This is a genomic window from Paenibacillus sp. FSL K6-0276, from assembly GCF_037977235.1.
Lineage (GTDB): Bacteria > Bacillota > Bacilli > Paenibacillales > Paenibacillaceae > Paenibacillus_AQ.
In genome coordinates, this window is record NZ_CP150276.1 from 4,470,713 (window position 1) to 4,484,429 (window position 13,717).

Annotated in this window: 15 protein-coding genes; 4 read left to right on the forward strand and 11 right to left on the reverse strand. The window is 42.5% G+C overall.

Going from position 1 to position 13,717, the window contains the following annotated elements:
• Positions 1-149: 149 nt before the first annotated feature.
• On the forward strand, positions 150-1,259 hold the full coding sequence (locus MHH52_RS21170; RefSeq protein ID WP_313638970.1) for an AI-2E family transporter: 1,110 nt from the start codon (positions 150-152) through the stop codon (positions 1,257-1,259).
• An 81-nt stretch (positions 1,260-1,340) separates the two neighbouring features.
• Here the strand turns inward: MHH52_RS21170 and MHH52_RS21175 are convergent, their stop codons facing one another.
• The 3 genes from MHH52_RS21175 to MHH52_RS21185 are packed head-to-tail and all read right to left on the reverse strand — an operon-like array spanning position 1,341 to position 3,151.
• Positions 1,341-1,745, reverse strand: coding sequence for a hypothetical protein (locus MHH52_RS21175; protein ID WP_340004310.1), 405 nt, complete (start codon positions 1,743-1,745; stop codon positions 1,341-1,343).
• Between the two features lie 34 nt (positions 1,746-1,779).
• Entirely contained in the window at positions 1,780-2,445 is a 666-nt protein-coding gene (ung, locus tag MHH52_RS21180; RefSeq protein ID WP_340004311.1) for a uracil-DNA glycosylase, read from the reverse strand.
• Between the two features lie 43 nt (positions 2,446-2,488).
• A complete protein-coding gene (locus MHH52_RS21185; protein ID WP_340004312.1) occupies positions 2,489-3,151 on the reverse strand; it encodes a ribonuclease H family protein in 663 nt (220 codons plus the stop codon).
• A gap of 309 nt (positions 3,152-3,460) precedes the next feature.
• On the opposite strand from MHH52_RS21185, the gene MHH52_RS21190 reads away from it, so the two are divergent.
• Positions 3,461-4,015 carry a hypothetical protein gene (locus MHH52_RS21190; protein WP_340004313.1) on the forward strand — a complete coding sequence of 185 codons (555 nt, stop codon included), beginning with the start codon at positions 3,461-3,463 and terminating at the stop codon, positions 4,013-4,015.
• A 164-nt stretch (positions 4,016-4,179) separates the two neighbouring features.
• On the opposite strand, the gene MHH52_RS21195 is transcribed toward MHH52_RS21190, so the two are convergent.
• From MHH52_RS21195 to MHH52_RS21230, 8 genes are all read right to left on the reverse strand, one after another.
• Positions 4,180-4,752, reverse strand: a complete 573-nt coding sequence (locus tag MHH52_RS21195; protein ID WP_340004314.1) for a type 1 glutamine amidotransferase family protein — start codon at positions 4,750-4,752, stop codon at positions 4,180-4,182.
• Between the two features lie 41 nt (positions 4,753-4,793).
• Positions 4,794-5,906: a hypothetical protein gene (locus MHH52_RS21200; protein ID WP_340004315.1), complete on the reverse strand. Its 1,113-nt coding sequence runs from the start codon at positions 5,904-5,906 to the stop codon at positions 4,794-4,796.
• Between the two features lie 99 nt (positions 5,907-6,005).
• Positions 6,006-6,614: a hypothetical protein gene (locus tag MHH52_RS21205; RefSeq protein WP_340004316.1), complete on the reverse strand. Its 609-nt coding sequence runs from the start codon at positions 6,612-6,614 to the stop codon at positions 6,006-6,008.
• A gap of 55 nt (positions 6,615-6,669) precedes the next feature.
• Positions 6,670-7,200, reverse strand: coding sequence for a hypothetical protein (locus MHH52_RS21210; RefSeq protein ID WP_340004317.1), 531 nt, complete (start codon positions 7,198-7,200; stop codon positions 6,670-6,672).
• 668 nt (positions 7,201-7,868) lie between these two features.
• Positions 7,869-8,882 carry a Gfo/Idh/MocA family oxidoreductase gene (locus MHH52_RS21215; RefSeq protein WP_340004318.1) on the reverse strand — a complete coding sequence of 338 codons (1,014 nt, stop codon included), beginning with the start codon at positions 8,880-8,882 and terminating at the stop codon, positions 7,869-7,871.
• Positions 8,876-9,157: a Gfo/Idh/MocA family oxidoreductase gene (locus MHH52_RS21220; protein WP_340004319.1), complete on the reverse strand. Its 282-nt coding sequence runs from the start codon at positions 9,155-9,157 to the stop codon at positions 8,876-8,878. The genes MHH52_RS21215 and MHH52_RS21220 overlap by 7 nt, the downstream gene beginning before the upstream one ends.
• A 3-nt stretch (positions 9,158-9,160) precedes the next feature.
• Complete coding sequence (locus tag MHH52_RS21225; protein WP_340004320.1) at positions 9,161-9,517, reverse strand: Gfo/Idh/MocA family oxidoreductase; 357 nt, start codon at positions 9,515-9,517, stop codon at positions 9,161-9,163.
• A gap of 17 nt (positions 9,518-9,534) precedes the next feature.
• A complete protein-coding gene (locus MHH52_RS21230; protein WP_340004321.1) occupies positions 9,535-10,389 on the reverse strand; it encodes a sugar phosphate isomerase/epimerase family protein in 855 nt (284 codons plus the stop codon).
• A 184-nt stretch (positions 10,390-10,573) separates the two neighbouring features.
• On the opposite strand from MHH52_RS21230, the gene MHH52_RS21235 reads away from it, so the two are divergent.
• Both MHH52_RS21235 and MHH52_RS21240 read left to right on the forward strand, forming a co-directional pair.
• A complete protein-coding gene (locus MHH52_RS21235) occupies positions 10,574-11,479 on the forward strand; it encodes an AraC family transcriptional regulator (RefSeq protein ID WP_340004322.1) in 906 nt (301 codons plus the stop codon).
• A gap of 528 nt (positions 11,480-12,007) precedes the next feature.
• Positions 12,008-13,198 (forward strand): coenzyme F420-0:L-glutamate ligase, encoded by a 1,191-nt coding sequence (locus MHH52_RS21240; protein ID WP_340004323.1) that lies wholly within the window; start codon positions 12,008-12,010, stop codon positions 13,196-13,198.
• Positions 13,199-13,717 lie beyond the last annotated feature (519 nt).

A 13,717-nucleotide genomic window follows, 5' to 3' on the forward strand; every position in this document is an offset into this window, starting at 1 on the left:
GGCATACTTACTTGACGTAGCCTTAGTCATCTGGACATCCTCTACGGATATGCCAAGAACTACCTATAGAGCAGTAATCCTGTATTTTGAATCAAGACATGTGAATTAGGGTTATTAAACTACATAGATTGTAATTTTGAACTTGGGGGATGTTCCTATTGCAACAACAGAAGTATTTTCGGACAAGTCTTGCTATTATCGCTTTTTTACTTATTTTGTACTTAGGCTCCAAAGTAATGTTTCTATTCGCACCTTTGGCTGCCATTTTCAGATTATTACTCGTTCCCACGGTACTATCAGGTTTCACGTACTACCTGTTGCGTCCGTTAGTAAGAGTTCTTGAGAAAAGAAAATTAAACCGAACGCTCTCCATCCTGCTCATTTACTTCCTGTTTGCGGGATTATTCATTCTCTTCTGGATTCTAGTCTGGCCGACGCTGCAAGAACAAATTCAGAACTTTATTGATAACACCCCTTATCTCGTTCAGGGATTGCAAGATCAGTTCAATGCATTAAGGGACAATCCGTCACTGTCGCGATTTTTCCAAGGGGACTCCGACATAGCTGCCCGTATATCAGAATATCTTAGCGATGCTATTACTTGGGTTACCAATTCAATGTCCAATTTGATCGGTGTAGTTTCCAGCATTGTGGTACTAATCGCTACCTTGCCCATCATTCTGTACTACATGCTGAAAGATGACTATAAGTTATCACCTAAATTACAGGGTCTAATCCCGAAAAAATACCGCAAGCAAGGACAAGAGATGTTTGGAGATATCGACAGTGCGCTCAGCAGTTTCATCGTCACACGTGTGGTGCTAAACGTCGTACTCGGTATTATGTTATATATCGGTTTCCTTATCATCGGACTGCCTTACTCACTGCTGCTCGCAGTAATTTCTGTACCGCTCAATTTCATACCTTATGTAGGTTCTTTTCTTGCAGCAATACCGGTAATCATAGTGGGCTTCATTGAGTCACCTACGATGGCAATATGGTCCATGGTGATCATATTTGTTGCACAGCAAATCCAAGATAATGTGCTCTCACCGATCATTTACGGAAAATCATTAGATGTTCATCCACTGACCACTGTCCTTCTTGTTCTTATAGGTGGGGATTTCTACGGTATTATTGGCGTGCTTATTGCGCTGCCAGTCTATATGATTGCAAAAATTATTTTCCTGAGAGTGTATGAGATTATTGTTGCAGATAGAGAGGAAGAGGCTGAGCCTCTCAAGAATGTGAAGCTATAACATAGCGGACATTACAGTAAAAAAATGGTACATCTCCAATCGGAGACGTACCATTTGTTCTTCATTATAGGGTTACTGAAATTAACCCCGCAAAGAGCGAACTACAAATACGTGATTACCCTTCATGAGGTTCTGTCCATCCTGTAGTGTAACTGAACCTTTCGTATGTGAAACGATGGTCGTATTCAGTGCAATCAGCCGATCCTCTTTCCAAACGCTTACGGCCGATTTAAAATATACTGCATTATCAAATTGCTGCCGTTCCCTCATCACATAACCCACAGAATGTAAGACTGGAGGCAGTGCTCTTTCTCTAGGAGCCAAAGCCTTGATGACCACAATATCCCGAAATGGCACGGCAATTTCCTGATGCCCGATTACCGCCACAGAAGCGGAAAGATCCCATTTGCGCAGAATGCCTTTCATGATCGTGTAAGGTTCGTCGCCGCAGTACATGATAACCGGTTTACCAACCCAATGCTTCATAGCTCCCTCCCCCTTCCCAACATCCCATTAGCTATTAGTCCGAAATAAACCAATCGATCCCATTCATTCCATTCGACTCCAAAAACCGGTTGACCTTCGAAAAAGGACGGCTACCAAAGAATCCACGATACGACGAGAGCGGGCTCGGATGTGGAGATTGAATAACCTCATGACGACTTTGGTCTATGAAGGCGCCTTTTTTTTGTGAATGACTTCCCCATAAAATAAAAACCATCGGCGTAGTTCTTTCATTTAACTTCTTCATTATGGTGTCTGTGAATGTCTCCCAGCCTAGACCTTTATGAGAATTCGGCTCACCCTCTCGTACGGTTAGTACCGAGTTGAGCATAAGAACTCCCTGCTCTGCCCATCTCAATAAGGACCCGTGGTTCGGAATCGTAACACCGATATCCTCCATTAGCTCCGCATAAATATTACGCAGTGAAGGCGGTATACGCACCCCCGGATTTACAGAAAAACTTAAACCGTGGGCTTGTCCCGCTCCATGGTAAGGGTCCTGACCCAAAATAACAACCCGTGTCTCACTATAAGGCGTTTGTTTTAACGCCGTGAACAGTAATTCTTTTGGCGGATAGACTGTATGTTCCTTATATTCATGTTCCAGATTAGCCATTAGCTCCAGAAAATAGGGCTTTTGCATTTCATCCTGTAATATCTCATCCCAATCGTTGCCGAACATCCCCAATTCTCCTCCTCTAGCCGAAATCCAGAGCCTTACTTACTTATTTCCGACCATAATCTGCTTTGATCTCGCCCCACTCTTTGGTCTGCCACTTCAGCACCTTATTGTCATATATATTGGTCTGCAACCAACGCTCTGCCCGATCAATAAGCACCCATATTTCCTCTGTTGAAGCATCGCGCGGCAAGGTTGTAGCAACCTTCTTCTGCTTCACCCACTTCATTGCATTCACAGAGTCACTGTAGACCGTCTTACTGCTCCCCTCTTTCTTCAGGAGCGCCAAGGCATGCACAATCGCTAAAAATTCACCTAGATTATTAGTGCCCTTCTTGATCGGCCCACAAGAGAAGATAATATCTCCCGTTTGCGTATCCACGCCCTTATATTCAACTGGCCCCGGATTGCCACGCGTACCCACATCCACAGAAATACTGTTGTAATCGATCTCCGCTGAGGTCTCTACTGTAGCGCTCCGTTTAAAAGAACTTGTCCCCTTAGACTTAGCTGCGCCGGATGCCGATGCCCCCGTTCCCCAATTTCCTTTCCAACCTGCTTTGTAAGCCGCATCTGCCGCCGCCTTAGATTCATAAGATTTATATTTGGCTCCGGTATAGTGATCCGTCTGCGCCTGGCATTCTGCCCAAGTGTTATAGACTCCCGGTTGCTTGCCTTCCCATACTACATAATATTTCTGTTTAGCCATTGGTATAGCTCCTTTTTCACCTTAACTTATTGTAATCCAAATTGCTTCTTGATCAAAAGAATAATGTTATTTTTCGTGAATTTCTTCGCATAAATCATATTTTCCAGGTCATACTATACGCCAGAGATGTCCAGGCCTATATTACCATTTGTAGAATGATCGGTAAATATTATTGTGTCTACAAGCAGAAACGCCTTCAGCGTCCCTAAAGGACGGTAAGCGTTTGTGCTTACACCACATTAATACTAACTAATCAGTCTATATTAAGCTCGAAGGATATCAGTACAATTACTCAGGGAGGTTATACAGATGAGAAAGATAGCAAGCGTAGCCGCAGTATTTGCAATTGTGCTATTGGTTGGATGCGGAAACTCAACAAATAACAATGCCAACGTCACACCTACTGCCACTACTACACCTGGTAACACTAATAACACCACGGATGCTGTTACTTCAGCTTCAGTAGTTGATAATGAAGAGGCATTTAAAAAGGCTATCAGCGCAGATGGTACTTGGATTGCCGCTACGCTGAAAGACTTAACCTTCACCGAGGATCTCGTGCTGGACGGACAATTCACGAATAAAGATGAACCCGCCCGCAAAATTGCTCTCTATACACAAGATGCGGAGCACAATATCACCAACTCCTATAAACTAACTGCACCAAAAATTACGATCAAGAGTAAAAACGCTCGTATTCAAGGCGGCACATTTATTGGTGATGTTTACGTAGAAGCGGAAGGCTTCAGCTTAGTAAATGCCACTGTTGAAGGGAATGTTTACTTCGCAGATGCTAAGTATCAATCCACATTCGATACCTCGGATCAAGGGAAAGTAACTGGTGTTACTGAAGTAAAAAAATAAGATTGTCGCTCAAGCGGTAACGGCTACACCGTCCTTTAAGGGACGGTATCCGTTTCTGCGAGAAATATAAGGATAATGTATAGTGCGAAACTTATGCTTTCTTATATTTCAAAAAGGTGCTCTCAAGTCGATAAGACCTGAGAACACCTTTTTTCATGACCTAATTATTCTTGATAAAATCCATTTTTAAAAAAGTTATACCATCCATCCGTTTTTTCTACTTGAAAACCGTCTAACTTCTTCATAACTTCCCTTGCAAATTCTAAAGAAGCCGTGCCATTAGCAGTAATGATATAATCACTCGAAACTGCCTGTTTTTCTATAAAATTTGTGTGCCCTTTATAATTAGGAGCGTACTCTTTTAAGTAATCCAATGAATTTCCAGTGTGAGGAATGTTATCTAGATATCCATGTTCCGCCAAAAAAGTGGTTGCGTCACATATAGCGGATATAGGTGTCTTATCATTTATACATTTTTCAATAACTGGAGTAATCGCTGAATTATCTTTCCAGCCTGTACCCCCAATTAAAATTAACATTTCAAACTGGGCGGGTAAACTATCTATAGTATAGTCAGGTACAACAGTAAATCCACCCATAGATTGTACATTGTCGCTATTTAATGAAACTGTCCTAACTTTGTATTCACTTTCTGGCTTGTTTAGTTCGGCACTTATATACCCAGCTTCCCAATCCGCGTATCCATTAGAAATAAAAATCAAAACTTCCTTTTTCATAAAATAACACTCCTTTAATATACTTTGACCTTAACCCCTTTTTACTTAACCGCTTCAAGTGCCAACACCGCATCAGCAACTTCACGCCCGTTAACCAGCAGTACAATTCGGTGTTCCCCAGGATAATGACGACGAGTCGTTAAATCAGCCCAGCGATGTGTCCGTTTACCCGATAGAATTGTACCTCCTGGCACCGTTTTATCAGATAGTAGGAAAGATTTACGAGAAGTTCGGCCTGCAGCCTTCACGAAATAGATTCCGTATTCGATACGAATGCGTACCGGCGTTCCTTCGCGGACTTGAAGTTCGTATTGCAATTCAGAGTTTTCACCAATCCGCAGTATGGAAGGATCAATCTCTATGGAAGCACTCGTTATAAGTGGTGTTTCTTCGTCTGCTTGCTCCGCGTAACCGAATAAGGCCATAATATCTGGCTCAGCTTTACGGATTAAGGAACGACAGCCATGCCGCACAATCCAGTCCGTGTAGGAATGTGTACCTTTCCAGCGGCGTGCTGTTTCGAGCACAATCTCTGGATGATCCTTAGCAATATCGTTCAAATTGTTAGCAACACTCTTGCGCACATATAGGGATGAATCCGCCTTAAGTTGCTCTAGTACTGGTAACACAGGTGTTGGATCAAGCTTAAACATCGGGAGAGCCTGTCCCCATGGTAGACGGGGGCGACAACCCTCACTAGCTAACCGTCGTACATGCTCTTGGGGGTGCTTCGACCATACTAGCATTTGCTCCATCATACGCTCCGGCTCACGCAAGAGAAACGGCCTAACAGCGAATTCTGCTGACGATTTCGAAGTGAATCTCTCCAGCGCCTGCATAGACAGCTCCCAATGCTCCGCGTCTTGGCCATATACCTCTACAAAATCCGGAAAGATCAAGTATGGAAATCCCACACAATCCTCAGTAATTGCGAACAAAATAGCTAGCGCCTCCTCATAAGGAAGGTATAGGTGGGTTCCTAGTGTCTCAGTAATTCGCCGCATTCTTGCCTTAAGTTCGAGCGCGTCCCAGGGTTCCGCCATGGCTGAGCTTACAAATGCTTCCGTATCGAAGATGTTATGTACGCTACGAATCTTTTCTCCGAAATCATGTAGAAATTGTTTATTGTACATAGCTTTTAAAGGTTCAGCCATTGTGTATCCCTCATTTTCTTCTATAGATCATCAGAGTTAATCTGTTATGAAATCGTAACACACCCAATTTGACAACAGTATGTCAACTTCGGCCACTCCCTAATCTAGAATATCAACCTGCCTTGTCTCGAGATTAATAATGCGGCTTCTCGTATCATTGCTCGAAATATATATAGGCTTTCCAGTTGAATCAATCCCATAAGAGATTGGAATTGAAATCCCGCAATTTCGGTAAGATCCGTCAGCATGGCTCGTTCCAATAATCATCGTGTTATATTTCACGGCAATCCTAGTGGCTTCCTCGATCCATAATGCGAACTGTTCTTCGCTAAACATGCCCACCCCAATTGGATGCGCAATGAAATCTAACGACTCTGCTTGTCCTTCCAAGCCGATGTATCCCTGCAGCAACTCAACGCACAGCAAATAACCAATACTGAGGCCATTCGCTTCCACAACAGACGGGCGATACAGCTGTTCATCCGTGGGAGATTTGGCTCGTTCCAAAATAATGTCCCCAGAAGGATGAATCATTAGCGCTCTATCCTTGTTATTGCCGTTCCTATATCCTGTAATGATCAACTTTTTATATGTTTTGGCGAGTTCACACAAGGTCTTTACACTGGATTCATCTGCTACATAACCTTCCGGATACAACACCGCGTCAAAAGAATCCTGTTCCTTAAGTTCCTCCAATAGTTGCTCCAAATGTGGTTCGTGATTAGGTTGAGCTACGAGTAACCTCATCATATCCCTCCAACGGTTAATTAATTAGCACCTTCACTTGTTCCATACTTTGCTCCGCACGGCTGTTCAATGCTCTTTTATCTTTAAGACCAAGATCTTTAAGCTCGTGTCCAGGGTCAATGACCAGCGGCTGTGAAATTACATCTTCGAGGATTAGAACGGTGACTTTACATGCTTGAAATAACAGTTCTTTTGAGATCACTTGTTTATGGCAACGAATGATTTCAACCAGTTCCTCTGCATAAATCAACCTAACTAGACTATCCGCACTCATAATATTACGAGAAGCAAAAGAGGATATTTTCTCCACAATCCAGCTGTCTTGAAAGTTTCTTGATAATGCTTCTATCACAGAAATCGCGTCCCAATCCCGTATCGACAACTGCTTGACATATTCCAAAGCCATTTCATTTAGCCATTCCAGCTCCTGTTCTCGGGGAATTTCAAAACTCTTATACTTCTTGAGTAAACCTTCCTTATGCATGTTTAAAAAATGACCCAGAAATCGTGTATATAACTCCTTGGCTCTTTGTGTTTCTTCTGTCATCTAGTGATCATCCTTTCACTATCCAAATCATATCCATTCATAGGCCTCTTTTCAAACTAGAAGTAAAAAAAGACAGACAGCGAAATAACTTCGCCACCTGCCCATGGATGATCTTCGATTATAAATACAATTACAACCAAATTTCGCATATTTTCGATCTATACCAAGTAATTCCTTCTCAAAATCATCAGCAAATCGTGGTAAAATAACTCCTAATGATTATAAATATTCATGTTGAAGATATCACCGGAGGGAATACCATGCCACATACACTAAATAAAAATATTGATTTTTTAATAGCCGCTTTATCCTAAACTTATATTTCTGCCCTACAGCTTGACCCTGATGGAATGTATTCAGAGGTAGCCTCAGGAATTGTTGAACAGTTCTCCGATGAACAGGTACGCCTGAGAAGATATGACGGCTCCGTATCGCACTATGCTAGAGACAATACAAGATTCCAACGGAATAAAGGATAGGGGCTATCATGCATGCAAGAAGAAACGATGTTGTCGTCCTTTATTGATGACAACCGTTTCTCGTAAAAATATAAGGATGATGTATAGCGTGAAACTTATACTTTCTTATATTTCCAAAAAGACGTGACTGGAGAAATCATCTACAATGATCCATGCTCCAGTTCACGTCTATGTCTACTCTACATACTGTTAGTTAAGTATAATCCATTCCCCTTCGGCATCCGCTGACTTTACTTCCGCCTCTACGATTTCCAAAGACTCCGCTGCACTCTCCGGTGTACAAATTACGATAGGCTTATCTTGAATAATCGCATCCAGGAAATAGACCAGCTCTCTGTAGTAACCCGCATCCGGGGAAAGCTCCACTATAAAGCCTGCTCCATCATTTGGATTCACCTTAACCTGACTACCATCAAATACAACATTTCCTCGCTCGAAATTAACTCTATAACCCATGTAAAAGCCAAAATCACCTTCCAGAGTCCAGTCAACCTGAGCATTGATCACCTTTGCATCCTTATAAAAATAGTGAGTAGATGCCATATCGTATCCGCTTCCCGGTAGGACGTTCCGTCCCAAAGTCGATACTTTATCCGGTCTGCCGAACAGATAGTTAATCATATCCGTATCGTGAATATGCATATCCATGATACAGCCACCGCTTAGCTTCTCATCCAGAAACCAATCTTTAGGAGCTCCTGAGCCACGGTAGAAATACCCTTCCGTCACTTGACCGAACTGCTCAGTTTCCACAACTTCTTTCAAATATTCATACCCCGGCCAAAAACGAAGACACTGTCCGATCATCAGTTTCTTTCCACTGCGCTCCGCTGTTTCTACCATTTTCTGCGCTTCTACTGAAGTTCTAGCCATCGGTTTCTCACAGAAGACATGATATCCTCGCTCCAGCAGCGAACAAGCCATCTCAGCATGCAGGTAAGTAGGAACCGCAATATCAATCATATCCAGTTCCTCATCCGCTATCATTTTCTCCAGATCATCATAGAGATTGTAAGCTGTCAAATCATAAACTTCCTGAGCGGTGCTCATATTCCCGTCCGCTTTACCGTGTTTCAATTCCTCAATTCGCAAATCACAGATTGCTTTAAGAGCGATGGGATGCCCCTCTTCCGTTAAGCGAACATAATTATCAAAATGCATCCGGCCCATAAATCCAAAGCCAATCAAACCTATTTTCAACATAGTGAAGCCTCCCCCGAGATTTTATTTGGTTTCCCGAACAGGTGCTGGATAATATCTGTATCGTGAACATGCATATCCAGCATACAGCCGCCGCTTAGTTCATCTTTGACTAGCCACCCTTTAGGCGCACCGGAACCTCTGTAAAAATATCCTTCGGTGAATTGACCGAATTCACCGCTAGTTATAAGCTCCTTCAAATATTCATACCCCGGCCAAAAGCGAAGGCAATGACCAGTCAGCAGTTTCTTCCCGCTACTTTGCGCCGCCTCTACCATTTTTCAAGCCTCGGCAGAGTGTCTGGCCATCGGTTTTTCACAAAATACATGATACCCTCGCTCTAATAGCGAACAAGCCATTTCAGCATGCAGGTACGTAGGCACCGCAAGGCTAACGGCATCCAGCTCCTCACTCGCGAGCATCTGCTCCAAATTATCATAGAGATTATAGGCGGATAAATCATATACCTCTTGAGCCGTGTTCATATTGCCACCGGATTTGATATGTTGAAGTGCTTCAATCTGCGAATCACAAATGGCAACTAGTGAAATCGGATAGCCGTCTTCGTTTAATTGGACATAATTATCAAAGTTCATTCGGTCCATGAAACCAAAGCCTACCAGTCCGACTTTGGGCATTGCCTTCACCCCTTACTTTAAGCTTTGAAAGTGGTGCGTCCGAGAATGGCATCCATAGCTGCAGAAGTATTAAAAATAATTTGCTCCGTATAATGTGTGTATGACGGTATCATTTCACCCGTAACATAATTGTTGTAGCCAATGTCCTCAAGCGCTTTCATAACGGCTGGATAATCTACATCCCCAGCGAGCAGATCAACAAAACCGTGAAGTCCACCAGCCGTCCGGCGGTAATCCTTAAAGTGCACCTTCTTGATTCTATGGCCTAAAATCCGTATCCATTGCTCAGGATAACCAGAATGAACGATATTCCCAACATCAAGATAGGAACCAACATAACTGGAACCGACCGTATCAATAAAAGTACGTAATTCGAGCGGAGACAGCAGGAATTTATTCCACACATTTTCAATACCAATGGAAACGCCTGCTTGCTCAGCATCCTTGGCTAAATGACTAATCGCTTCCAGCGCTCTATCATAAGCTTTTTCATAATCAACAACCTCACAGCCCTCGATAAAATCCACACCAACAGCACCAGGGATGACAAGAATCGTATCTACACCTAGCGCAGCCGCCAGCTCCAGTTGCTTTTTGCATACGTCGATTGCCTTAGTTCGATTAGCTTCAGATTCACTAGTCATTGCATAAGACCAATACAGACCTGTTGCCAGCCCCGCGATCTCAAGACCCGTTTCATTAATGGAATCACGAAGGATACGTGCCTCTTTCTCAGTGGTTTGCAGACCAAGTTCACCTGACTCGTTTAATGACAGCTCGATACCCTCAAATCCAGCCGCTTTGGCCAGACGTACGCATTCTTTAATTTCTGTTCCTTCGCGAAACGACCAGATGTTTATTCCCTTTTTCATTTGAATCCTCCTTATATTTGTTCTTTTCCGTTTTTGGTGTTCTAGACTTAGATGCACTTTGTAACCTTTATTTATTTATATTATAATAGATTTAAAGTTGAATTTATTTAGGCGAAGAAGAGACTTTTTGCATTATTCCGGTCTGTTCTAATAATCGTTTATATACCATTAAGGAGGCAGTGCCGTGTCTGAAAAAGATCCCTGTTATCCACTGAGAAAGCAGGTGCCTTCTCGTGATTGGTCACCCGGAATTCACTATGCACAATTGCAAGCACTTCCACCTTGTACCTTTCCAAGAAGAAGGCTATATGACTTCGAGCTTCTATACGTTCGCCAAGGCAAATTATCAACAAAGATGGACACGAAAGAATATATACTGAATTCTGGTCAGCTGATTTTTCTCTCTTCTGGGGTATATCATCAGAATGCTATCCTGTCAGAAACAGATACCAAACTTATTGGGATCCATTTTGATTTCTTTGGGGAGTCGATTATTACACATGAGGAAGATATGGTAGTTAATGAGGATGAGGTAATGGACGAGAAATTCGCCTTTGAAGCCGTAACCGCTCCTTTCATGCCATTGTCTCAAGAACCGATCTACTCCCCACCTCCCGATTGTGTTCATGCCATGGAACAACTCGTTCATGAATTTACTATGAGGCCTGCTGGTTATGAATGGGTCTGTCGGGGGCTGCTGCTAGGCATTCTAACTTCGCTGCTTCGAATGCAAAACTCCCGAAATGCAGCTAAATCTTCAGTTCACACCGAGCGTATCAGGGCATTAATAGAAGAAGTAGAAGAGAGATCAGCAGAACGCTGGACCAACAAATCCATGGCCGCGACGATGAATATGCATGAGGACCATTTTGCCAAGCTATTTCGTGAGGTGACGGGGATGCCCCCGGGCGAATACCTCCGTTCGATCCGGCATAGGGAAGCGCGCAAGCTACTGCGGGAAACGGATTGGCCGATTGAAAGGGTGGGTGATCTGGTCGGTTATCCCGATATCCATTATTTCAGTAGAGTATTCACAGCGAATGAGGGAATCTCTCCGCGGGCGTATCGTAAGTTGTCTAGGATTCTATAGATGCGGAAACTATCGCTCTGTGCGGACGCTACGCGAATGGAACGTTACTCCAATCGCTGTTGTTCCCAGATTTTAATTATTCTCCTTAGCGGTGAAAATCCTGGGACAGCATATGCTTTCGAAGCGAACTTTCCGATGGTAAGCTTTTAGGCGACCGCTCCGCTTTTCCGCAATCGTTCTATTTTCTCCGCTGCTTTCAGCATGACCTGATTCAATCTATTCAAGTGCAAAAAACTCCAAGCACTATCCAGAAAGCCAAAGCTAACTTAGGGGAGTTCTCAAAGATTCCATGGTAAACAACAATCGCCCTTCTACAACAGCAGCAACGAGGCTCCCCTGCCAAAGGATTGTTTTTATTGGAACGCGATTCATGATTAACCTCTTTTCGAAACAATGATATAAATTATTTTTATATTAGATATCACAAACATTAATTTCACTTATATCGCTTAAAAAGGGTATAGTAATATAGGATTATAACCATTACTTATTTATATAGAGTATACCTTTATTAGAGGAGAGATCATATTGGAAAGAGTAGTTGGAACAGTGGTACGTGGACTCCGCGGGCCCATCATTAACAATGGGGATAACATTGAAGAAATCGTAGTTCAAACGGTATTGAATGCAGCAACAATCGAAGGTTTTAATATAGAGGATCGTGACATTGTAACCGTAACTGAATCCATTGTTGCTCGGGCACAAGGAAACTATGCGACGATTGACAATATTGCTGCTGATATAAAGGGAAAATTCGGCGAGGAAACCGTGGGTATCATCTTCCCAATCCTTAGCCGCAACCGATTTGCTAACTGCTTGCGTGGTATTGCCAAAGGGGCAAGTAATGTAGTCTTAATGTTAAGCTATCCATCTGATGAAGTGGGTAACCATCTTGTCGACATCGACGAACTAGATGCTAAAGGCATCAACCCATGGACGGATGTATTATCAGAAGCTCAGTTCCGTGAGCATTTCGGCTATATCAAGCACCCATTCACAGGTGTTGACTATATTGAATATTATAAGAGTTTAATTGAAGCTGAAGGTGTAGCTTGTGAAGTCATCTTCTCCAACAATCCGAAAACCATTTTAGACTATACAAAAAATGTATTAACTTGTGATATTCACACACGGTTCAGAACAAAACGCATTCTAACAAACAATGGTGCTGAAAAAGTATTTGGCCTGGATGATATTCTTACAGAATCAATTAATGGCAGCGGCTTTAACGAAGCTTACGGTCTTCTTGGATCAAATAAAGCAACAGAAGAAAGCGTAAAGCTATTCCCTAATAACTGCCAACCTATCGTGGATGGTATCCAAGCAAAAATCAAAGAAATAACAGGTAAAACAGTAGAAGTCATGATCTATGGCGATGGTGCATTCAAAGATCCAGTCGGCAAAATATGGGAGCTGGCAGACCCAGTTGTATCTCCCGCTTACACTGCAGGACTTAATGGAACACCAAATGAAGTGAAATTGAAATACTTGGCAGATAACAACTTCTCTCATCTTCGTGGTGAAGAGCTAAAACAAGCCATTTCTAAATACATCCAGAATAAAAATGATGACCTGGTTGGTGCGATGGAAGCACAAGGCACTACACCTCGTAGATTAACGGACCTCATTGGATCCTTATCTGATTTGACTTCTGGTAGTGGAGATAAAGGAACACCAATGATTTATATTCAAGGTTACTTCGATAACTATACAAAATAAGATTAGTCAAGCAAAAACGCCTTCGGCGTCTCTATAAGGACGGTAAGAGTTTATGCGAGAAATATAAGGATAATTTATAGCGTAGAACAAAAAGGGAGTCTCCTAAACGAGGCTCCCTTTTTACTTTCTGGCAAGGTCACTTTCACTCGTCTGCCAAAATGGCATAAACGCAATCATCATACCACTCATCATTCAGTCGATAGCTTTTGATAAAGTGAGCTTCTTTTCTAAAACCTAGATTTTCAAGAAGCATTATAGACTTCAAATTGTCTGGATCGACGGACCCTGAATTCTATGCCTATTTCAGCCTGAAAATCTTCATCCATAAAATGAATGCCGACATCGCCGACAAGTTGTCCATCCTTCAGACAAACAGCTAATAGGTTCGGTTTGAGTGCTCATAAATTAATCTCCTCGTAAAAAATTATTAAAATTAATATAGCATATCCGATTGACTATACCGATACACCAATGAGCTATGGCAGGTTATAATTATTAGCTATATCTAGATTCTTAGTT

Coding starts and splice junctions, on each gene's coding strand:
- MHH52_RS21170 (WP_313638970.1), top strand. CDS start 150: ATGTTCCTATTGCAACAACAGAAGTATTTTCGGACAAGTCTTGCTATT.
- MHH52_RS21175 (WP_340004310.1), bottom strand. CDS start 1,745: ATGAAGCATTGGGTTGGTAAACCGGTTATCATGTACTGCGGCGACGAA.
- ung (WP_340004311.1), bottom strand. CDS start 2,445: ATGTTCGGCAACGATTGGGATGAGATATTACAGGATGAAATGCAAAAG.
- MHH52_RS21185 (WP_340004312.1), bottom strand. CDS start 3,151: ATGGCTAAACAGAAATATTATGTAGTATGGGAAGGCAAGCAACCGGGA.
- MHH52_RS21190 (WP_340004313.1), top strand. CDS start 3,461: ATGAGAAAGATAGCAAGCGTAGCCGCAGTATTTGCAATTGTGCTATTG.
- MHH52_RS21195 (WP_340004314.1), bottom strand. CDS start 4,752: ATGAAAAAGGAAGTTTTGATTTTTATTTCTAATGGATACGCGGATTGG.
- MHH52_RS21200 (WP_340004315.1), bottom strand. CDS start 5,906: ATGGCTGAACCTTTAAAAGCTATGTACAATAAACAATTTCTACATGAT.
- MHH52_RS21210 (WP_340004317.1), bottom strand. CDS start 7,200: ATGACAGAAGAAACACAAAGAGCCAAGGAGTTATATACACGATTTCTG.
- MHH52_RS21215 (WP_340004318.1), bottom strand. CDS start 8,882: ATGTTGAAAATAGGTTTGATTGGCTTTGGATTTATGGGCCGGATGCAT.
- MHH52_RS21220 (WP_340004319.1), bottom strand. CDS start 9,157: ATGGTAGAGGCGGCGCAAAGTAGCGGGAAGAAACTGCTGACTGGTCAT.
- MHH52_RS21225 (WP_340004320.1), bottom strand. CDS start 9,517: ATGCCCAAAGTCGGACTGGTAGGCTTTGGTTTCATGGACCGAATGAAC.
- MHH52_RS21230 (WP_340004321.1), bottom strand. CDS start 10,389: ATGAAAAAGGGAATAAACATCTGGTCGTTTCGCGAAGGAACAGAAATT.